The sequence below is a fragment of the Streptomyces sp. NPDC005496 genome, assembly GCF_042872045.1.
Classification (GTDB): Bacteria; Actinomycetota; Actinomycetes; order Streptomycetales; family Streptomycetaceae; genus Streptomyces.
Genome location: NZ_JBIAJQ010000002.1, coordinates 616,623 through 637,444 on the forward strand (window position 1 = coordinate 616,623; position 20,822 = coordinate 637,444).

Here is a 20,822-nt window from a genome sequence, read left to right on the forward strand (position 1 = left end):
CGCCCGTCGTGCCGGTGCTGGCGGTGGTCGCGATGCTCGCGCTGCCGGTCGCGCCCGGCGGGGAGGGCGGCGCGACCGTCGCCGACGCCGTCTCCGGGCTCCTGGTGGCGTACTGCGTGGTCCGTCTCCTGCGGCAGCGACGGCGGCCCCTGACACCGTCCGCCGCCGTGATCCTCGCGCTGCCCGTCGCCGGTTTCGCGGTGGCGGCGGTCGGCGCGGTGTCGCCCGGGGCGGGGCTCACCGGGTTCGCCCGCTATCTCCAGGTCTTCGTGCTGGTGCCGGCCGCGGTGGTGCTGGTGGTGCGGGACCGGCGCGACTTCCGGCTGCTCGCCTGGTCGTTCGTGGCGCTGGCGCTGTGGCAGGGCGCGATCGGGGTGCGCCAGTACGCGACCGGCACGGGGGCCTCGTACATGGGCGAGGAGATCCGGGCCGTGGGCACGTTCGGGGCGGCGGACGTCATGGGGATGGCGACCGTGGTGGCCTTCGGGCTGGTGTGCGCGGTCGCGCTGGCGCTCGGGACCGGGCCGGCCCGGCAGCGGGCCACCGCTGCGGCATGCGCGGCGGTGCTGCTCGCGCCGCTCGCGCTGTCCTTCAGCCGGGGCGCGTGGATCGCCACCGCCGTGGCGGTCGGGGCGCAGCTCGCCCTGGCCGGGATGCGGCGCGCGATGAAGGCGGCCCTCGTCGTCACCGCCGCCGCGGTGGTCCTGGTCGGCGGGGTCGGCGTCGGTACGGCGATGCTCCAGGAGCGCATCAGCAGCATCACGCAGGTCACGGACGCGCCCGACCGCTCGGTGACCGACCGCTACACGATGTGGGCCGCCGCCACCGACATGTGGCGGCAGCACCCCGTGAACGGGGTCGGGCTGAAGGGCTTCCCCGAACACCGCGACGGGCACGCCTCGTTGGCGCTGTCCTCGGGCAGCGACACGGAGGGCGCGGGCGCCGCGTTCCGCAAGCAACCGCTGCTCTCCCCGCACAACATGTACCTGCTGGTGCTCAGCGAACAGGGGCTCCTGGGGCTGCTCGCCCTGGCCGGGAGCTGGCTGGCGCTGCTGGTCTGCGCCGTGCGGGGGCTCGTCCGCGTGCGGCGCGAGGAGCCGGGCGGCGCCGCCGGCGGCGGGAACGGCCTCGACTGCGCGCTCGTCGCGTGCGGGCTGCTGGTCTGGCAGCTGGTGGACTTCGTGTACGGCGACATCGGCGGCCCCTCGACCGTGCTGACGGCCGTCTGCTTCGGGCTCGTGGCCTGGTGGGCGCTGATGGATCCCGCCTCCGCGCGGCCAGGCGGACGCCGGGCCGGGACCGACGGCGCGGCCGACCGGCTGGGCGTCACGGTGGGCTGCTCCGGGGCGGCGCGATGACGGTCACCCCTCGCCGGGCCGACGACGCGGCGACACTGCCTCCGGCCCGTACCGGTACGGACACGGGCTCGGCCCCGGAGGGCACGGGTGCCGGTACGGACGCGGCCCCACGGACCACGGGTCCGGGTACCGACGCGGCCCCGCACAGCACATGTCCCGGTACCGACACCGGTATCCGCGAGAACGCGGACGCGGCCGACGGCGTCGGCTCGGCGGGGGGTACCCGTACCGACAAGGTCGATCCCGCCGATACCGGCTCCGCCGGGGCGTCCTCGCGGCGCTTCCTGGCCAAGGCCGCTCTCGTCACCGTCGGCCTGTCCATCGTGGGCGCGCTGCTGGGCCTCGGCCGGGACCAGGCGCTCGCGCACCTCTTCGGGGCCGGCAGCGAGACGGACGCCTTCCTCGTCGCCTGGACCGTGCCGGAGTTCGCGGCGACGCTGCTCATCGAGGACGGGCTCGCCTTCGTCCTCGTCCCGCTGTTCAGCCGGGCGGTGGCGCTGCGGGCCCAGGGAGCCGGCGGCGATCCGGTGCGCTCGCTGGTCGCGACCACGCTGCCCCGGCTGGCGCTCGCCTTCGTGGCGGCGGCGGCACTGCTGATCGCCGGGGCGCCGTACGTCGTCGAGGTGCTGGCGCCGGGACTGCCCGACCCCGCCCCGGCGGTGGACTGCACGCGACTGACGGCGACCTGCGTACTGAGCTTCGGGCTCGCCGGGTACTGCAGCGCGGCGCTGCGGGCGCACCGCCGGTTCGTCGCGCCCGCCGCCATCTACGTCGCCTACAACACCGGCATCATCACGACGATGTTCGTCCTCGGCGGGCGCTGGGGCGTGCGGTCGGCGGCGGCCGGGGTCGCGGTGGGCGGCGCCCTGATGGTCGTGACGCAACTGCCGTCGCTGTGGCGGCAGGTCTGGGGACGCTCGCGCGAGGAGCGGCCCTCGGCGGCCGACGGCTCCCCGGCCGCCGAGGACACCACCGGCCGCCCCGGCGAAGGCGACCGGACGGCGCGCTCGATGGACCTGGTCCTCGTGGCGACGGTGCTCCTCTTCGCGCTGTTCCGGCAGTCCCAGGTCCTCGTGGAGCGGTTCCTCGCCTCGTCGCTCCCGGCGGGGGCGATCTCGCATCTGAACTACGCCCAGAAGGTCGCCCAGATGCCGATGGTGCTGTCGCTGATGCTGTGCACCGTCACCTTCCCGGTGGTGGCGCAGGCGCTGGCGGAGGGCGACACCCGGCGCGCCAGGGACCGGGTGGAACGCGACCTGGCCCTCGTGTCCTGCACCGTCCTCCTCGGGGCGGCGGCGGTCGTGGCCTGCGCGCCGCAGATGATCCGGCTGCTCTTCGAGCGCGGCGCGTTCGGCGCCGGTGACACCGCGGCCACCGCCGCCGTGATGCGCGTGTACGCGCTCGGCCTGCTCGGCCACACCCTCGTGGGCGCGCTCGTCCGCTCGTACTTCTCTGCGGGCCGGCCGACCTGGTACCCGATGGGCGCGATGGCGGCGGGGATCGTCACCACCGCCTGCGCCGGGGCGTGGGCGGTCGGCCCCTGGGGCGTGTGCGGGATCGCCGCCGCCAACGCCCTCGGCATCACCCTGTCCGCGCTGCTCCTGCTCTCCGGGATGGGGCGGCACGGGGTGCCGATCCGTACCCGGCAGGTCGTGACCGAGATCAGCCGCCCGGTGCGCGCGGCGGTGGCCGCGGCGGCGGCGGGCGCGTTCTGCGCGAGCCGCACCGACTCCGCGCCGGCCGGTCTGGCCGCCGGCGGCACCGCCGTCGTCGTCGTCTTCGTCCTGGTGGCCTGGGCCCTGAACGCCCAGGCCGTCGCACCCGCCCTCCGTTCCGTGACCCGAAGGCTCCCGCATGTCCGTTTCCGTTGACACGGCACGAGCACGACGTGCCACCAGACGCCCCGGCACTCCCCCGTGGGTGGCGATGTACCACTCCGTGGGCGACTGCTCCGACGACCCGTACCGCATCACCGTGACGCCCGGCCGTCTCGACCTCCAGCTCGGCCTGCTGCGCCGCCGCGGTCTGCGGGGCGTGAGCATGGCCGACCTGATCGCGGCGCGCGCCCGGGGCGAGGGGCGGGGCCTGATCGGCCTGACCTTCGACGACGGGTACGCCGACTTCGTGGAGCACGCCCTCCCGGTGCTGCGCCGCCACGGCTGCGGGGCCACCCTCTTCGTGCTGCCCGGCCGGCTGGACGGCGAGAACGCGTGGGACCCCCTCGGCCCCCGCAAGCCGCTGCTCGGCAAGCAGGGCATCCGCGTCGCCGCCGCGACCGAGGGCATCGAGATCGGTTCGCACGGGCTGACCCACGTCGACCTGACCACGGCCGACGACGCCGTCCTGCGTGCCGAGGTCGCCGAGAGCAGGGCGGCGCTCGCGGAGCTGATCGGTGCCGACATCGACGGGTTCTGCTACCCGTACGGCACGGTGGACCAGCGGGCCGTCGACGCCGTACGGGCGGCCGGGTACCGCTACGCCTGCGCGATCGACCCCGGCCCGCTCACCGGGCCCTTCGCGCTGCCCCGCGTCCACGTCGGGCAGAACGACACCGCCGTGCGCCTGCTGCTCAAGCACCGGCTGCACCGGCTGCGCCGCCGCCCGGCCGAGGGGGTCTGATGAAGGCCCTGCACGTCATCACCGGTCTCGGTGTCGGCGGCGCCGAGCAGCAACTGCGCCTGCTCCTGCGGCATCTGCCGGTCGACTGCGACGTGGTGACCCTCACCAACCCGGGGAGCGTCGCCGACGGCCTCGCCGACGACGGCGTACGCGTCTTCCACCTCGGGATGACCGGCAACCGCGACCTCTCGGCGCTCCCCCGCCTGGTGAAGATCATCCGGTCGGGCGGCTACGACCTCGTCCACACCCACCTCTACCGGGCCTGCGTGTACGGGCGGATCGCCGCGCGGCTGGCGGGCGTCAAGGCCGTCGTCGCCACCGAACACTCCCTCGGCGACTCGCAGATGGAAGGGCGGGCGCTCACCACGGGCGTCCGCGCGCTGTACCTGGCCAGCGAACGGCTCGGCAGCGCCACCGTCGCCGTCTCCCCCACCGTCGCCGACCGGCTGCGGCGCTGGGGCGTGCCGGGGCCGCGCATCGAGATCGTGCCGAACGGCATCGACGTGGACCGCTTCCGCTTCGACCCGGTGCTGCGCGAGCGCACCCGGCGGCGGCTGGGACTGCCCGAGGGCGCGTACGTCGTCGGGGGCGTCGGCAGGCTCACCGCGGGCAAGCGGTTCGACGTCCTGGTCCGCGCGCTGGCCGAACTCCCGGACGACTACTGGCTGTTGCTGGTCGGCGGTGGTCCCGAGGAGAGCGTCCTGCGGCGGGCCGCCCAGCGCGCCGGCGTGTCGGACCGGGTCCTGCTCACCGGGGAGCGTCCGACCGGCGGCTTGCCCGGCGCCGACCTGCCGTCGCTGACGGCGGCGATGGACGCGCTGGCCTCGCCGTGCGCGGAGGAGGCGTTCGGGCTCGCCGTCGTCGAGGCGCTGGCCGCCGGACTGCCGGTGCTCTACGTGTCCTGCCCGGCGATCGAGGACCTGCCCCCGGGCGCGGCGCTCGGTGCCCGGCGGGTGCAGGGCGGCGCGGAGTCGTTCGCCCGGGCGCTGGTGAAGGTCCGCGCCGAGGGCCCCCGGCCCAGGACGGCACCCGAAGCCGCCCACCACTACTGCATCACCCGCAGCGCCGCCCAGCTCATGGACGTGTACGCGGCGGCGGTCTCCTGCACCTCTCTGGGAGTGAGTTCCTCATGACCGACAACCACACCGGACACCACCGCCAGGCCGCCAGGCCCGGCTCGGCCCTGTCCCGCGCGCGGAGCCTGCCCCCCTGGGGTCTGCTCGCGACCGGTGCCCTGCTCGGCGGCCTGGCGGGCGGCACGTACGGCGTGCTGACGCCCGCGACGTACACGGCGACCAGCTATGTCGTGGTCGTGCCGACCCAGAAGGCGGACCCGGCGGCGGCGCTCGGCTTCGCGCAGGCCTACGGGCGGGTGGCCACGCAGGTCGCGGTGCTCGGCGACGCCCAGGTGTGGGCCGGGGTGCCCGTCGCCACGCTCCAGGAGAGCGTGCGGACCGCGACCTCGCCGGACGCCCCGATGGTCTCGGTGACGGCGACCTCCTCGCGTCCGGACCTGGCGGCCGACATGGCCAACGCCGTCTCGCGCTCGCTGACCCGGCACGCCAACGACACCAAGAGCAGCACCCACGTGGAGCTGCTCCCGTTCTCGCGCGCGGTGAAGCCGGCCGAGCCGTCGTCGGCGTCGCCCGCGGTGACGGGTCTGGTGGGCACCGCCGCGGGCGGACTGCTCGGCGGGCTCGCGCTCCTCGTACGGCCCCGGCGGACGACGGACGACACGGCCCGCGCCGCGTCCGTGCCGAGTCCGGCCGTCGCCGCCGACGCGCACGGACAGCTGTGAGCACCGAGCGGGCTGCCGGCACCGGGGTCACCGAGGGGTCCGCCACCGTACCGGCGCCCGCGGCCGGCCCGGAGGCGGGCTCCGGTACGCGGACGGAAGGCGCCGGAAGTACCCTCGTCGCCGAACTCGTCACCGATGTGCGCGAGTTCGCCGAGCTGGGCCCGGCCTGGGAGCGGCTGTACCGGCGGTGCTCGGCGGCCACCCCGTTCCAGAGCCACGCCTGGCTGCACTCCTGGTGGCTGTCGTACGGCACCCCGGGCGGGCTGCGTCTCCTCGTGGTCCGCGAGGGCGGCGAACTGCGGGCGGTGGCGCCGCTGATGCGCGTACGCCGCGTACTGCCCGTCCTCGTCCCGCTCGGCGGGGCGATCTCGGACTACGCGGACGTGCTGCTGGACGACGAGCACGCCGACCGGGCCGCTCCCGCGCTCGCCGCGGGGCTGGCGGAGGCCGCCCGTACCGCGCTGATCGACTTCCGCGAGGTACGGCCGGGCGGCGCGGTCGAGCGGGTCTACGAGGGGTGGCGCGGGCCGCGCACGCGGGTGCGGGACTCGGTCTGCATGGAGCTGCCGGCCCTGCCGATGGAGGAGTTGCTGGAGCGGCTGCCGGCCTCGCGCGCCCAGCGGGCCCGCGCCAAGCTGCGCAAGCTCGCCTCCCTCGGCGTCGAGCACCGTGTCGTGGGGCACGACGAGGTGGACGCGGCGCTGCACCGGCTGCTGGAGCTGCACCGGCTGCAGTGGCAGGGCCGCAAGGTGACGTCCGAGCACGTGCGGCCCCGGTTCGCCGCCCATCTGGTGCGGTCGGTGAGCCGGATGGTGCGCTCCGGCGACGCCCTGGTGACGGAGTTCCTGCTGGACGGCACGGTCGTGGCGGTCGATCTGACGCTGCTGTCGCCGGGCCTCGCGGGCGGCTACCTGTACGGCTCGGACCCGCTGCTGCGGGAGCGCAAGGCGGACGTGGCCACGATGCTGCTCCAGGCGTCCGCGCGGGAGGCGGTCGACGGCAGGCGGCGCGTGCTGAGCCTGCTGCGCGGCGCCGAGTCGTACAAGTACCGGTGGCGCCCCGAGACGGTCGTCAACCGGCGGCTGCTGCTGTCCCGCCGGCGTACGGCGCCGCTGTTCCTGGTGGTGCTGGCCGGCGTGAGCGCCCGCCGCCTGTGCCGGGACCTGGTGCACCGCTGGAGGGAGCGCGGTGGCGACGGGTCCTGAACGACCCGCCGCCGTCCGGGGACCGGCCGGTGAGGGGCGCGCCCCGCACGCGCCCCTCACGGGGTCACCGGTTGCGCGACCACCAGTCGAAGCGCAGGCAGAGCTTGCCGCCGATCCAGTGCTCGACCCAGTCGCCCAGCTCCACCGGCGAGCAGTTCTCCGGGTGCCCGGGGGTCGGTGTCGTCGGAGGCGCGGTCGGGGGCGTCTTGGTCGGCGGGGCCGTGGGGTCGGGGGCCGGATCGGTGCGGCCCGAGAGCATGGTCCGGTAGATCTCCGAGGCCCTGGGGTTGTCGTCGCACTGCCACACGCCGTGCGGGCAGTAGTCGGTGACGGTGTTGTAGAGCGGCTTGTGCTCGTCCATCCACGCGAGCATGCGCTTCATGTACGTCGCGTTGTCACCGTTGCGGAACAGGCCCCATTCCGGATAGGAGACGGGCTTGCCGTGGGCCTTCGCGAAATCCACGTGCGCCTGAAGGCCGAAGGGTTCCTTCACCTGTTCGTCGAATGAAAGACCTCGCGGCTGGTCGTACGAGTCCATGCCGATGATGTCGACCGTGTCGTCCCCGGGATAGCACTGCGTCCAGGGAATGGCGTCCCGGCCGCGGTTCGGTGTGAAGTCGAACCGGAATTTCTGGCCCGGCACCGAACGCATGGTCGTGACGATTCTGTTCCAGTACTTCTTCCACGCCTCCGGATCGGGACCGCAGCGATGGGTGTAGGTAATGCCGTTCATCTCCCAGCCGAGCACGACGACGGTGTCCGGCACCTTCAGCGCGACCAGCCGCTCGGCGAGGGCGCGGAAGTGCCTGTCGTACGCGCCGGACGCACCCTCGGCCAGCAGTCCGCGGACCTCGGCGTCGGAGACGTGCTCCTCGTTGCGCTCCATCATCGGGACGTTGAGGACCAGGAGCCGGTCGGCCTTCTGGCGGCGCCAGTTGGCCCAGGCGTCGAGGAAGCCGGGCGCTCCTTCGATGTTGCTCCAGCGGTCGCCGGGCAGGTAGGTGTGGGCGACGCGCAGTTCGGTGCCGCCCAGCCACTGGCTGAGCCGGGCGATCCGGGCCACACCGCTGGGGCCGTAGTCCAGGTAGGCGCCGAAGGCGGGGCGGGGGGCGGCGGGTCTCGGCGTGCCGGAGGGCTCGGCCGACGGCGCCGGCGGGACGGCCGGCGGGGTGACCGGCGGCGTGACGGGCGCGGGGAGTGTCACGGGTCCGGCGCCCGGGGGCGCCGGGGCCGCGGCGGGTGCCGTCGAGGCGGGTGCTGTCGCGGCGGGTTCCGGTGCCGGCGGGTCGGCGACCCCGAGGGCCCCCGAACTCACGGCGTGCACCGGTCCCGATGCCAGGGCGAGCGACGTGACGATCGCGGCCGCGACGAAAGCCGACCGTCCGGCCCGGGGCCGTTGCTGCTGTGCGGCCATACCTGCTCCTCTCTCCACGCTTCTCCGCTGTCTCTCCGTCGAGCTCCGCGTTCAAGCTTCTCTGTTCACTGACACTCAGTCATATAAATGCGAATTCCGCCAACCGAGGTTCAGGCCTTCGAGTGCCCCCATCGCCCGCACGGGTGAACCGACCTGAAGGAAATGTCCGTGTCGCTTCTCGACAGCCGCGTCCCCGCCGTTCTCCTGCGGATCGACCGGAATCCCTTTCACCACGGGACACTGGGCGCCGTGCGTTCGCTCGGACGTGCGGGTGTGGACGTGCACCTGGTCGCCGATTCCCGGCGAAGTCCCGTACGCAGATCTCGATTTGTGCGGGAAATGCATCCACCGCCCGCACCGGGGGCGTCCCCGCGTGACATCGCCGCCGTGCTGCACCGGGTGGCGGCACGGATCTCCCGCCCGGCCGTCCTGATCCCCCTGGACGACGCGAGTGCCGTCGCGGTGGGCCATCTGCGCGAGGAGCTGGTTCCCGCCTACCTGTTGCCGCGTCAGCCCGGCGGTCTCGCCGAGCGGGTCGCCGACAAGGCGGAACTGGCCGCCCTGTGCGCCCGCATGGACATCGCGCACCCGCTGACGCTGGTCCCGGACAGCCCGGCGCAGGCGGCCGCGGCGGCCTGGCGGCTGGGGATGCCGGTGGTGGCGAAGTGGAGCCGCCCCTGGCGGGTGCCGCCCGGGACCGGGCTGCGCAGCACGGTGCTCGTGCGTTCGGCGCAGCAGGCGCAGACGCTGTACCTGCGGGCGGCGGAGGCGGGCAGCCCGCTGCTGCTCCAGGCGTATCTGCCGCCCGGGCCCGACCGCGACTGGTTCTTCCACGGGTACGCCGACCGGTCGGGGGCCCTGCGCGCCGGCGGCCCGGGCCGCAAGCTGCGGGCCCGGCCGCACGGTGCCGGACTGACCGCGGTCGGCCAGTGGACCCCGAACCCGCCGCTGCGGGCGCTCGCCGAGCGGCTCACCGGGGAGCTGGGCTACCGCGGCATCTTCGACCTCGACTTCCGCCGGGACGGCACGACCGGCCACTACCACCTGCTGGACTTCAACCCCCGGCCCGGGGCCCAGTTCCGGCTCTTCACCGACGCCTCGGGCCTGGACGTCGTACGCGCCCTGCACCTGGACCTGACGCACCGTCCGCTGCCGGACCCGGCGCCGCGCCCCGGGCGGACGTTCGTGGTGGAGAACTACGCCCCGCTGACCGCCGTGGGCGCGCCGCCCGGCGGACGGGAGCTGGCCTGGCACGCGTACGACGACCTCGGTCCCGGCCTCGCGCTGTGGAGCATGTGGTCCCGCCACGTGGCCGCGCGCCTGCTGGACCGCGCGCAGGCCCCGCAGCCGGCCGCGCCGCTCCCCCGGCTCGTACGGCAGCCGGAGCCGCGCGACCTGACGGCCGACGACGTGCGCCCGGCGGGCGACGACGCGGTCACGCTGACCGACGACGAGAAAGCGAGCAGCTGCTGATGCACGACCTGCTGGTGGTGGGGGCCGGTCCCTACGGCCTGTCCATCGCCTCCCACGCCGCGGCCGCCGGCCTGGACCTGCGCGTACTCGGCAGGCCCATGGCGTCCTGGCGGGACCACATGCCCCCCGGGATGTTCCTCAAGTCGGAGCCCTGGGCGTCGAATCTGTCCGACCCCGGGGGCCGGCTGCGCCTGGACGCGTACTGCGCGGAACAGGGGGTCCGGGCCGGGCACGGGGAGCCGATCCCGGTCGGGACGTTCGCCTCGTACGGGCTGTGGTTCGCGCGCCAGGGCGTGCCGGGGGTCGACGAACGGACGGTGGCACGGATCGCCGCGGTCCCGGGCGGCTTCGAGGCGGTCACCGAGGACGGTGAGGTGCTGCGCGCGCGGACGGTGGCCCTGGCGGTGGGCGTGCTGCCGTTCACCGAGATCCCCGCGGCCCTGCGCGGGCTCGGTCCCGCGTACGTCTCGCACAGCAGCCACCACGGCGACCTCGGCCGGTTCCGCGGCCGGGACGTCACGGTGGTCGGCGGCGGCCAGGCGGCCCTGGAGACGGCGGCGCTCCTCGCCGAACAGGGCACCCGGGTCCGGGTGGTGGCCCGCGCGGGCCGTCTCCGCTGGAACGACGTGCCGCCTCCGTGGGAGCGCCCGTGGACGCAGTCGCTGCGCGCCCCGCACAGCGGCCTCGGCTGCGGCTGGCGCAACTGGTTCTACGCCGAGCGCCCGGGTCTCTTCCGCCGGCTCCCGGCGGCCACGCGGGCCCGGGTCGCGGCGACGGCGCTCGGTCCGGCGGGCGCGTGGTGGGTGCGCGACCGGGTGGAGTCCGCCGTCGAGGTGCTGCTCGGGCACGAGGTGGCGGCGGCGTACGGCGAGGGCGGCGCCGTACGCCTGGAGACGGTGAGCCGGGCCGGTGAGGCGGCGGTGCTGGACACCGAGCACGTCATCGCGGCCACGGGGTTCAGGGCGGGCTGCGAGCGGCTCGGGCTGCTGGCGGACGACCTACGGGGCGGTCTGCGCACGGTCGCGGACGGATCGCCCCACGTCGGGCGGGACTTCGAGTCCTCGGTGCCCGGACTGTTCATGGCGGGACTGGTGACGGCGTCGGGCTTCGGGCCGGCGATGCGCTTCGTGCACGGCGCGTCGTTCACCGCGGGCACGCTGGTGCGGGGGGTGCGCCGGCGGCTGCGCACCGGGGCGCGGGGCGGGCTGATCCCGGCGCCCGCGCGCCGTTCGCCGGACGCGCTGGACACGGCCGGGCGCTGAGGCGGGCCTGGGTGCCGGGCACGGCGCGTCCGGCACCCAGGAGCACTACCGACGGGACGCGGTGCGGCTGCGGCGGTACAGGACGGTCCCGCTGATCAGCAGCGCGGCACTGGCGGCCGCCGCGCTGAGCACGTCCTCGCCGCCGGTGCGGGCCAGCGCGGACGAGGAGCCGGTGGTCGAGTCGACCAGGCTCTCCGAGGTGTCGACCGGGGGCAGCGCCCGGGTCTCCACCGGGGAGGTGATCGGCTCGGCTCCGTGCGGGCCCCGCGGGACCTCGGACGGGGTGTCGGGCAGCACACCGGGCGGGGTGTGCGGCTGTCCGGGGGTGTGCGGCTGCTGCGGCTTCCCGCCGGACCTGCCGGGCTCCTCGCCGCAGACGTTGCCGAACACCGGGTTCAGCAGCCCGATCACGTCGGCGGTGTTGCCGCACACGTTCACCGGTACGTCCACGGGCGCCTCGGCGTCGTTGCCGCCGCCGACCCCGGGCGAACCCTGCGTGCCGCCGTGCGCCGAGGACCCGGAGTGGCCGTGCCCGGACGACGGACCGTGCGAACCCGGCGCGTCGCCGTACCCGCCCTCGTCGTCGTGTCCGCCCCCGTGGTGACCGGAGCCGTGGTTGCCGCCGTGGCCCCCGTGCGGGGCGGGCCGGTGAGGGGCGCCGTGGGAGCCGTGGGAGCCGTGCTGCCTGGGGCCGTTGGCACAGGAGTTGCCGAAGGCCGGGTTCAGCGCGCCCACCACGTTGACGGAGTTGCCGCAGGCGTTCACCGGAACGTCCACGGGTACCGCCACGTTGTTGCCCGAACCGACACCGGGCGAGTCCGACGCGGCCCCGCCCGCCTGCGAGTCGGCCAGTGCCGGGCTGCCGTACATGGACAGAATGCCCGTCGCGGCGGCGGCCACGACCATTCCCCTGCTCAGGGTCTGTCGCATCGTTGTCTTCCTGCTGGTAGAAGTGGGAAAGCCGGCCTTGGAACCGTGTAGGTCGTCCAAGGCCGGCATGACCGAGCCGGGAGGCAGGTGCGCTCCGGGGTCAGTCGTTGACGCAGGTGTTGCCGAACGCCGGGTTCAGCAGACCGATCACGTTGATCGTGTTGCCGCACACGTTGACGGGAACGTGAACGGGGATCTGGACGACGTTGCCCGACAGGACACCCGGGGAACCGACAGCGGCACCCTGGGCGCCGGCGTCCGCGAAGGCCGGGGCGGCCATGCCGAGAGCCATGATGGCGCCGGCGACGACGGCTGCGCTCTTCTTGTAATTCACGTGCTTTCCCTTCTCTGCGGTCATGCCCCTGTGACGGCCGAAACCGAGCGAGCACTTCGGGAACGGCTCGCAGCACGACCTGCATGCGGTAAACGAGGGGCGGAGGCCCGGAGAAACTACGGAACGAAAGCCGCTTGATAATTCACTCGAACGCTCCGCACGAAATCCGGCGAGGCCGGTGGAATACACGTGGGCAAAAGCCCGGGCGGCCCGCACGGAAAATCGCGGGCAACCCGGGCTGCACCGGGAACGTCTCAGCTCTCGCCGTTGGCGGACAGGACGGAGAGGTCCTCCAGGACGTGCGACAGGGCGCCGTCCCGCTTGGCCTGCGTCGAGTTGTCGCTGCACTGCTGAGCCAGGTCGTCCGACAGGATCGGCACGTCCTGGATCGGAACGAGGTTGATGACCGCGACGTTGATGTCCTCAAGGCCGACACACGGCTTGTTGAGGGTGCCCTCGACCAGCGACAGCTGCGGGCTCATGTCACCCTTGGTCGCCGAGTTGCCGAAAGCCGACGTCGCACCGTTGCCGTTGGCAACGGACGGTCCGGCGTCGTCACCGATGGCAAGGGCCTGGGGAGCAGCCGCCACCGTCATACCGATCACAGAAGCGGCGGCCGCCGCGGCGACCATAGCCTTCTTGAGCACTGCGTGTTCCTTTCCTCGTAGCGACGCACTGTCGTACTGCCTCATCAACCCGGCGCCGCGGGATTAGTTGCGGGGGTTCACCCGGTTGGACGCCACGAGTTCGGGACAGTGACGAGAAATCAAGGGTTTCGGTGGGTAGAGGGACCCCGCCGCGTATCCGCCGGGCGGGTGAACGACAGAAACCATCCTTGCCAAACGGAGTTGGTCATGGCGCTCCGGTGGACGGGGTTTCTTCAGAAGGGACTGGCCAGTGATTAAAAAGGTTATTGCCGCTGCGGCGATCACCGCTTCCGTCGTGGGTGCCTCCGCTGCCGCGGCTCCGACGGCGATGGCTCTCGGCGACGACAACGGGCCGGCCATCGCGAACGGCAACGCGGCCATGCAGAGCTTCGGCAACTCGGCCACGTACGGCAACATGAGCCCCCAGATGGCGCTCATCCAGGGCTCCTTCAACAAGCCCTGCATCGGCCTGAACGACATCAACGTTCCGGTCGTCAACCTCATCCCGATCCAGGACGTCCCGATCCTGTCGGACGACCTGAACCAGCAGTGCACGGAGAACTCCACGCAGACCAAGCGCGACGGAGCGCTGGCGCACCTGCTGGAGGACGTGTCGATCCTGTCCGCCAACAGCGAGGACTGACACTCCGGCACGCGAGGGGCGGGGCCACCGATCACGTCGGTGGCCCCGCCCCTTTTCGTGTGTCAGCGCTCCTGTGTCAGCGCTCCTGCCGGTAGAGCGCCTCGATCTCGTCCGCGTACGCCGCCACCGCCGCGTGCCGCCGGACCTTGAGGGACGGGGTGAGCAGGCCGTTGTCCTCGGTGAACTCGCCCGTCACCAGCCGGAAGGCGCGGATCGACTCGGCGCGGGAGACCGCCGCGTTGGCGTGGTCCACGGCCTTCTGGACGTCGGCGCGCAGCCGGGGGTCGGTGACCAGCTCGGACAGCGGGGTGTCGGCGGGCAGGCGCCGGACGGCGAGCCAGTGGGCCACGGACTCCGGGTCGAGGGTGATCAGGGCGGCGACGTAGGGGCGGTTGTCGCCGACGACGAGGCACTGGCCGACGGGCGGACGGCTGCGCAGACGGTCCTCCAGGACGGCCGGGGAGACGTTCTTGCCGCCGGAGGTGACGAGGATGTCCTTCTTGCGGCCGGTGATGGTGAGGTACCCGTCCTCGTCGAGGGAGCCGAGGTCGCCGGTGGCGAACCAGCCGTCGCGCAGGACCGCTTCGGTGGCCTCCGGGTTGTTCAGGTAGCCGCCGAAGACGACGCCTCCGCGGACCAGGACCTCGCCGTCGTCCGCGATGCGGACCGTGGTGCCGGGGACCGGGAGGCCGACGGTGCCGGGGCGGGGGCCCAGCGGCGGTACGACGGTCGCGGCGGCGGTGGTCTCGGTGAGCCCGTAGCCCTCGTAGACGATGATCCCGGCGGCGTAGAAGAAGAGGCTGAGGTCGCGGTCGAGCGGGGAGCCGCCGCTGATCGCGTAGCGGGTGCGGCCGCCGAGCTCCCGGCGCACGCGGCGGTACACGAGCAGGTCGTACAGGGCCCAGGCCGCCCACAGGCCCGGTCCGGGGCCCTTGCCGCGGCCGAGGAACCGGTCGAGGTGGGCCCGGCCGAAGCGGACCGCGATCCGGTGGGCCCGCTCGAAGGAGGCGCCCCGGCCGATCTTCTCGGCGGTCGCGCGGCCGGTGTCGTGGATCTTCTCGAAGAGGTACGGGACGCCGACGAGGAAGGTGGGGCGGAACTCCCGCAGGGCGGGGCGCAGTTCGTCGGGCTTGATGCTCGGGCAGTGGCCCAGTTCGATGCGCGCCGTCAGGCAGGCGATCTGGAGGGAGCGGCCCAGGATGTGGGCGAGCGGGAGGAAGAGGAGGGTGGAGGCCGTCCGGCCGGTGACCGCCTCGAAGACGGGGTGCAGCAGTTCGACCGTGTTCGCGGCCTCGGCGTGCAGGTTGGCGTGCGTGAGGACGCAGCCCTTGGGCCGTCCGGTGGTGCCGGAGGTGTAGCAGAGGGTGGCGACCGTGTCCGGGGTGAGGGCGGCGCGGCGCTTGGCCACCTCCTCGTCGGGGACGTCGCGGCCGGAGCGGGCGAGGTCGGCGAGCGCGCCCACGTCCAGTTGCCAGACGCGCGGCGGTTCGGGGTGTCCCGCGGTGGCGGTGGCGACGGCCGCCGCGTTCTCCGGGGTCTCCGCGACGACGAAGCGGGCGCCTGAGTCCCGCACGATCCAGTCGATCTGGTCCGGGGACGAGGTCGCGTAGACGGGGACGCTCTGGCCGCCCGCCGCCCAGACGGCGAAGTCCAGGACGGTCCACTCGTAGCGGGTGCGGGACATCACGGCGACCCGGCCGCCCGGTTCGAGTCCGGCCGCGATCAACCCCTTCGCGGTGTCGGTGACTTCGCGGGCGAAGGCCGCCGCGGTGACCGGCCGCCAGGAGCCGCCCTGCCGGCGGCGCAGCACCACGGCGCCGGGTGCCTCGGCGGCGTTGGTGTACGGCAGGTCGGCGGTGCTGCCGGTGACCGGCGGCGGTGCCAGCGGGGTGGCACGGGCCTCGCGGACCCTGCCGGTCTCGTCGCGGACCAGCTCGATCGCGGGGCGGGTCCCGAGGCCGGTGCCGCGCCTCGCCCGTCTCAAGTCCTTGCGTACGCCCATGGCGGCTCCCGGTCGCGGCTCGTGCGGAGGTGCGGGGTGCTGGAACGGTACTTACTCTGGAGTCAACTTACTCGTGCGTAACAGAAATTCAATGGGTCGCGCACGGTCTTCCCGCACTTGCCGCCCACGGGTGCTCGCCCCTCCGATGGCCTCGCCTCCTTTGCGCCAAAGGGAGTTGTGAGCCCCGTGGGGCCTTGCGTGCTGAGCGGTTCGGTTCGACGCTGGCGTTTCTTGTCGTCTTACGTGCGGAGCCGCAGCGTGAGTGCAGACCGACCGACCACCGGCCGACCGAGCCGCCGGACCCTCCTGCTGGCCGGCGGGGCCCTCGCGGGGTGGACCGCCTTCACCGCACAGAAGGGGGCGTTCGCCGCGACGGCCGCCGCCCGCGCGGGAGAGCCCGAGTGGGACGCGAGACCGGGCGTCTTCCAGATCGGCCGCGAGGCCGCCCGGGCCCGTCTCGTGCCGTACGCGAGTGCCGCCGACGCGCTGCGCGGGCGGTTCACCGAGTCGCCGTACCACCGCTCGCTGAACGGGACTTGGCGCTTCCACTGGTCGAGGAACCCCGACCGGCGGCCCGTCGGCTTCGAGGCGCCCGGCTTCGACGACGGCGGCTGGGACCGCATCCCCGTCCCGTCGAACTGGGAGATCGAGGGCTACCCGGAGCCCATCTACCTCAACGTCAGGTACCCGTGGGTCGGCTACGAGACGCCGACGCCGCCGCAGGTGCCGCACGACTTCAATCCGGTCGGCTCCTACCGGCGTTCCTTCACCGTGCCCGAGGGCTGGGCCGGGCGGCGGACGCTGATCTCGTTCCAGGGCGTGAAGTCGGCGTTCTTCGTGTGGGTCAACGGGGAGCGGGTCGGCTACAGCGAGGACAGCTACACCCCGGCCGAGTTCGACATCAGCCGCCATCTGCGGCCGGGGCGCAACACGCTCGCCGTCGAGGTCTACCGCTGGTCCGACGGCAGCTGGCTGGAGGACCAGGACATGATCGACCTGTCCGGGATCTTCCGGGACGTGTACCTGTACTCCGTCCCCCAAGTGCACGTGCAGGACCTGTTCGTGCGCACCGAGCTGGACGCGGCGTACCGGGACGCGGTGCTCTCCGTCGACGTGACCGTGCGCGACCGCGGCGGTGAGCGGCAGGACGGGTACCGGGTGACGGCCGAGCTGTTCGGCGCGGACGGGCGCCGGGTGCCGGTCCGGATGCCCGCCGGGGACGTCGGGTTCGAGGACGGCGACGCGGAGGTCCGGCTCAGGGCGGACGTGAAGGCGCCCGCGCTGTGGTCCGCCGAGGAGCCGAACCTGTACACGCTCGTCGTCACGCTGGCCGACGGCTCGGGACGGCCGGTCGACGTGCACGGCACCCGGGTGGGCTTCCGGGAGATCGGCTACGGGCCAGGCCGGTTCACGATCAACGGCAGGCCGCTCATGTTCCGGGGCACCAACCGGCACGAGACGGACCCCGACCGCGGGCAGGCCGTCGACGAGGCACGGATGCTCCAGGACATCCGCCTGATGAAGCGGCACAACATCAACGCCGTCCGCACCTCGCACTACCCGAACCACCCCCGGTGGACGGAGCTGTGCGACGAGTACGGCCTGTACGTCGTCGACGAGACCAACCTGGAGACGCACGGGGTGCGGGACACCGTGCCCGGCTCGCTCGCCGAGTGGACCGACGCCTGCGTCGACCGGCTGCGCTCCCTGGTGGAGCGCGACAAGAACCACGCCTGCGTGGTCGTCTGGTCGCTCGGCAACGAGGCCGGGCAGGGGTCGAACTTCAAGGCGATGGCCGACTGGGTGCACGCCAGGGACGCCTCCCGCCCCGTCCACTACGAGGGCATGAACGCGGTCGCCGACCTGCACAGCGAGATGTACACCAGCCCTGCCGGGGTGGAGCGCTACGGCAGGTCCGGCGACCCGAAGCCCTTCATGCTGTGCGAGTACACGCACTCGATGGGCAACAGCGGCGGCAACCTCCGGGAGTACTGGGAGGTCTTCGAGCGCTATCCGAACCTGCACGGCGCCTTCGTCTGGGACTGGGCGGACCAGGCGATCCGGCTGCCCGTGCCCGGCGACACCCGGCGCACGTACCTCTCGTACGGGGGCGACTGGCACCCGGGCTATCCGACGGACGGCAACTTCTCCTGCAACGGGCTGGTGGCCGCGGACCGCTCGCTCCATCCGGGGCTCGCCGAGGTGAAGAAGTGCTACCAGCCGGTGGGGATCGCCGCCGGCGACCTGTCCGCCGGGACGGTGAAGATCCGCAACAAGCACCTCTTCAGCGGCCTGGACTCCTACGAGCTGCGCTGGTCCGTGACCTGCGACGGCACCCGGGTCCAGCACGGCACGCTCGCCGCGCCGCGCGTCGCCCCGGGCGCCGAGGGGACGGTCCGCATCCCGTACCGCAGACCCTCGGCGCCGGAGCCGGGAGCCGAGTACTTCCTCGACCTGTCCTTCGTGCTGCGCGCGGCGACGCGCTGGGCGGAGGCCGGGCACGAGGTGGCCGCCGAGCAGCTGGCGCTGGACTGGCACGCGCCCGCCCGTCCGGCCGCCGCCCCCCGGGGCCGCCTCACCCTCGCGGAGACCGCCACCGAGGTCACGGTGACCGGGCGGGAGGTGGAGGTCGTGCTCTCCAAGGAGTCCGGGACGCTCTCCGCGTACACCTGGCGGGGACGGCCGCTGCTGGCCGAGGGTCCCGTGCCCAACTTCTGGCGCGGGCCCACCGACAACGACATCGGCCGCAAGTTCCCGGCCACCGCGCGGACCTGGCGGGGGGCAGGCACCGGGCGGACGGTGACGTCGGTCGAGGCACGGCGGACCGGGTCCGGTGAGGTCGTCGTCGAGGTCGGCTGCACCCTGCCCACCGAGCCCGGCGCCTCCACCTGGCACACCGTGTTCACCGTGCGCGCCGACGGCGAGGTCGGGGTGCGGCACACCCTCGACGCCGCGGCCGGACTGCCGGACCTGCCGATGGTGGGCGCCCTGCTGACCGTCCCGCCCGGTTTCGAGCGGCTCGACTGGTTCGGCCGGGGGCCGCACGAGAACTACCAGGACCGCAAGGCCGCCGCGTTCGTGGGCCGTCACCGGTCCACGGTGGACGAGCAGACGGCGCCGTACGTCCGTCCCCAGCAGATGGGCAACATGACGGACGTGCGGCGGCTGTCGCTGACCGACCGTTCCGGTGACGGGCTCCTGGTGGCCGCCGACCCCGCGGACGGCGAACCGCTGCTGGAGACCAGCGCCCTGCATCACTCGCCGTTCGACCTCGACGGGCCCCGGCACCCCCACGAGCTGAAGCGGCGGGACGAGACCGTGCTGCTGGTCAACCACCGGCAGATGGGCGTCGGCGGGATCAACTCCTGGGGCGCGGCGCCGCTCGGGGAGTACGTGCTGCGCTCCGGCCGGACGTACACCTACGCCTACCGGCTGCGGCCGGCCTAGGACGCGCGGGGCCGGACGGGCGCGGGGTCCGTCCGGCCGGGTGCCCTCAGTCCCGGAGCCGGTCCGCCCGGCGGATCGCGTCGGCCAGGTCGCGCACCGCGTCGTCCTCGGTGGCGGTCGCGAGCCGTCCGGCGCGGTCGGCGAGGGCGCCGAGCGGTGGCCTGGCCGGCAGCGCGCTCCAGCGGCTGTCGCCCCGGCGGAGGTCGTCGGCGAAGTAGGCGGCCACCGCCGAGACCTGGAGGCCGGGCGGCGCGCTCCACAGGTCGTCGCCGAGGGCGGCGGCCGCCAGCCGGCCCGACTCCTCGTGCGGGGTGCGGTCGCCGGGGTCGAGCCAGCGGACGGTCGCGGTGGCGAGCCGGCCCGAGGCGCCGGGCCGGGTGCGGACGGCGTACAGGGCGGTGACCGTGTGGCCGGGGCCGGTCTCGCCGCCATCCACCCGGTCGTCGCGGAAGTCCTCGTCGGCGACCTGCCGGTTGTCGTAGCCGACCAGGCGGAACTCCTCGACGGCCGCCGGGTCGAAGGCGACCTGGGCCTTGGCGTCGCGGGCGGTGAGGTCGATGTTGCGCGGGAGCTCCTCGCAGAAGACCTTCCGGGCCTCCTCGTCGTTCGCGACGTACGCGGTGTGGCCGTCGCCCCGGTCGGCCAGACGTTCCATCAGGGCGTCGCCGTAGTCGCTGCCGACCCCGACGCCGAACAGGGTGATGCCGTGCTCGCGGCGGGCGCCGGAGACGCGCTCCAGGATGGAGTCGGCGTCGGTGTCGCCGGTGTTGGCGAGCGCGTCGGAGAGCAGGACGACGCGGTTGGTGGCGCCCTCGCGCAGTCCTTCCACGGCGGTGTCGTAGCCGGCGCGGACTCCCTCGCCGAGGTCGGTGGAGGACCGTGGCTCCAGGCTTCGGATCGCGGAGTGGACGCGTGCCCGGCCGGTTCCCAGCCGTGTCATGGGCAGGATCGTCTCGGCCTCGTCGCTGAAGGCGACCAGGGCGACCGAGTCGTCCGCGCGCAGCCGGTCCGTCATCACGCCGAGGGCGTCCCTGGCCAGGTCGAGGCGGCCCGGTTCGGCCATGGAGCCGGAGACGTCGACGACGAAGGTGAGGGCGGCGGGCGGGCGTTCGCCCTCGTCCCGCACGGCGCGGGTGGCGAGGCCGACGCGGACCAGCGACCAGTCCTCCTGGCCGGTGCGGGCGCCGTCGACGGTGACCGAGAAGCCGTCGCCGTCGGGGCGTTCGTAGCCCTGGCGGAAGCTGTTGACGAACTCCTCGGGGCGGACGGTCGCCGGGTCGGGCAGCCGGCCGTCGGCGAGGGTGCGGCGGGCGTAGCCGTACGAGGCGGTGTCGACGTCCAGGGCGAAGGTGGAGAGGAGGTCGGGGGACGGCGCGAGGTCCCGGCCGGTGTCGCCGCTCTCCTCCCGGTGCTCGTCGTCCCGCGGCGCGTTCGGCGCGGGGGCGGGCCAACCGGTCGACCGGTCACGGGACTTGGCGGCCCCGTCCGAGGCTTGGCCGTGGTCCCCGTCCCCGCCGCAGCCCGCGACCAGCAGGCCCCCCGCGACCGTCAGCGCGAGCAGTCCGCCGCGCAGTCGCCGTGCATGGTCGATCCCCATCCGTGCCCCCTCGGTGAACGGTCCCGGCTCATGGCCTGTGTCTGTGACTGTGACGTCCGAGAGGGCCGTTCCGTGCGGCACGGGGTGTTGCGG

General features: G+C 73.9%; 16 protein-coding genes. 10 read left to right on the forward strand and 6 right to left on the reverse strand.

The window, feature by feature from the left end; genetic code table 11:
- Positions 1 to 32 precede the first annotated feature (32 nt).
- The 6 genes from ACFYQQ_RS07265 (at position 33) to ACFYQQ_RS07290 (ending at position 6,980) form a co-directional block, all read left to right on the forward strand.
- A complete protein-coding gene (locus ACFYQQ_RS07265; protein ID WP_388904011.1) occupies positions 33 to 1,358 on the forward strand; it encodes an O-antigen ligase family protein in 1,326 nt (441 codons plus the stop codon).
- Positions 1,355 to 3,229, forward strand: coding sequence for a murein biosynthesis integral membrane protein MurJ (murJ, locus tag ACFYQQ_RS07270; RefSeq protein ID WP_388903815.1), 1,875 nt, complete (start codon positions 1,355 to 1,357; stop codon positions 3,227 to 3,229). The genes ACFYQQ_RS07265 and murJ overlap by 4 nt, the downstream gene beginning before the upstream one ends.
- Positions 3,213 to 3,977: a polysaccharide deacetylase family protein gene (locus ACFYQQ_RS07275; RefSeq protein WP_356164829.1), complete on the forward strand. Its 765-nt coding sequence runs from the start codon at positions 3,213 to 3,215 to the stop codon at positions 3,975 to 3,977. The genes murJ and ACFYQQ_RS07275 overlap by 17 nt, the downstream gene beginning before the upstream one ends.
- The gene (locus tag ACFYQQ_RS07280; protein ID WP_356164826.1) at positions 3,977 to 5,110 is read left to right on the forward strand and encodes a glycosyltransferase; all 1,134 of its coding nucleotides are present in this window, start codon (positions 3,977 to 3,979) and stop codon (positions 5,108 to 5,110) included. The genes ACFYQQ_RS07275 and ACFYQQ_RS07280 overlap by 1 nt, the downstream gene beginning before the upstream one ends.
- Positions 5,107 to 5,775 (forward strand): lipopolysaccharide biosynthesis protein, encoded by a 669-nt coding sequence (locus ACFYQQ_RS07285; protein WP_356164823.1) that lies wholly within the window; start codon positions 5,107 to 5,109, stop codon positions 5,773 to 5,775. The genes ACFYQQ_RS07280 and ACFYQQ_RS07285 overlap by 4 nt, the downstream gene beginning before the upstream one ends.
- A gap of 137 nt (positions 5,776 to 5,912) precedes the next feature.
- Positions 5,913 to 6,980, forward strand: a complete 1,068-nt coding sequence (locus ACFYQQ_RS07290; protein ID WP_356237766.1) for a GNAT family N-acetyltransferase — start codon at positions 5,913 to 5,915, stop codon at positions 6,978 to 6,980.
- 64 nt (positions 6,981 to 7,044) lie between these two features.
- On the opposite strand, the gene ACFYQQ_RS07295 is transcribed toward ACFYQQ_RS07290, so the two are convergent.
- The gene (locus ACFYQQ_RS07295) at positions 7,045 to 8,394 is read right to left on the reverse strand and encodes a glycoside hydrolase family 26 protein (protein ID WP_388903818.1); all 1,350 of its coding nucleotides are present in this window, start codon (positions 8,392 to 8,394) and stop codon (positions 7,045 to 7,047) included.
- Between the two features lie 168 nt (positions 8,395 to 8,562).
- Here ACFYQQ_RS07295 and ACFYQQ_RS07300 point away from each other — a divergent pair, with 168 nt between their 5' ends.
- Complete coding sequence (locus ACFYQQ_RS07300) at positions 8,563 to 9,867, forward strand: ATP-grasp domain-containing protein (RefSeq protein ID WP_388903820.1); 1,305 nt, start codon at positions 8,563 to 8,565, stop codon at positions 9,865 to 9,867.
- A complete protein-coding gene (locus ACFYQQ_RS07305; protein WP_356164815.1) occupies positions 9,867 to 11,129 on the forward strand; it encodes an NAD(P)-binding domain-containing protein in 1,263 nt (420 codons plus the stop codon). Before ACFYQQ_RS07300 ends, ACFYQQ_RS07305 begins: the two co-directional genes overlap by 1 nt.
- A gap of 45 nt (positions 11,130 to 11,174) precedes the next feature.
- On the opposite strand, the gene ACFYQQ_RS07310 is transcribed toward ACFYQQ_RS07305, so the two are convergent.
- The 3 genes from ACFYQQ_RS07310 to rdlA all read right to left on the reverse strand — a co-directional run bounded on the left by ACFYQQ_RS07310 (position 11,175) and on the right by rdlA (position 13,040).
- The gene (locus ACFYQQ_RS07310; RefSeq protein WP_355792994.1) at positions 11,175 to 12,059 is read right to left on the reverse strand and encodes a chaplin; all 885 of its coding nucleotides are present in this window, start codon (positions 12,057 to 12,059) and stop codon (positions 11,175 to 11,177) included.
- A gap of 100 nt (positions 12,060 to 12,159) precedes the next feature.
- Positions 12,160 to 12,351, reverse strand: coding sequence for a chaplin (locus tag ACFYQQ_RS07315; RefSeq protein WP_355792996.1), 192 nt, complete (start codon positions 12,349 to 12,351; stop codon positions 12,160 to 12,162).
- 296 nt (positions 12,352 to 12,647) lie between these two features.
- A complete protein-coding gene (gene rdlA, locus ACFYQQ_RS07320; protein ID WP_355792992.1) occupies positions 12,648 to 13,040 on the reverse strand; it encodes a rodlin RdlA in 393 nt (130 codons plus the stop codon).
- A gap of 250 nt (positions 13,041 to 13,290) precedes the next feature.
- Here rdlA and ACFYQQ_RS07325 point away from each other — a divergent pair, with 250 nt between their 5' ends.
- The gene (locus ACFYQQ_RS07325) at positions 13,291 to 13,683 is read left to right on the forward strand and encodes a rodlin (RefSeq protein ID WP_355792990.1); all 393 of its coding nucleotides are present in this window, start codon (positions 13,291 to 13,293) and stop codon (positions 13,681 to 13,683) included.
- A gap of 76 nt (positions 13,684 to 13,759) precedes the next feature.
- Here the strand turns inward: ACFYQQ_RS07325 and ACFYQQ_RS07330 are convergent, their stop codons facing one another.
- Positions 13,760 to 15,685, reverse strand: coding sequence for an AMP-dependent synthetase/ligase (locus ACFYQQ_RS07330; RefSeq protein WP_388903824.1), 1,926 nt, complete (start codon positions 15,683 to 15,685; stop codon positions 13,760 to 13,762).
- A 258-nt stretch (positions 15,686 to 15,943) separates the two neighbouring features.
- Between ACFYQQ_RS07330 and ACFYQQ_RS07335 the strand changes: the two genes are divergently transcribed.
- Positions 15,944 to 19,132, forward strand: a complete 3,189-nt coding sequence (locus ACFYQQ_RS07335) for a glycoside hydrolase family 2 TIM barrel-domain containing protein (protein ID WP_355789998.1) — start codon at positions 15,944 to 15,946, stop codon at positions 19,130 to 19,132.
- A 46-nt stretch (positions 19,133 to 19,178) separates the two neighbouring features.
- Here ACFYQQ_RS07335 and ACFYQQ_RS07340 read toward each other — a convergent pair whose 3' ends face one another.
- Entirely contained in the window at positions 19,179 to 20,729 is a 1,551-nt protein-coding gene (locus ACFYQQ_RS07340) for a von Willebrand factor type A domain-containing protein (protein WP_388903826.1), read from the reverse strand.
- Between the last annotated feature and the right edge of the window lie 93 nt (positions 20,730 to 20,822).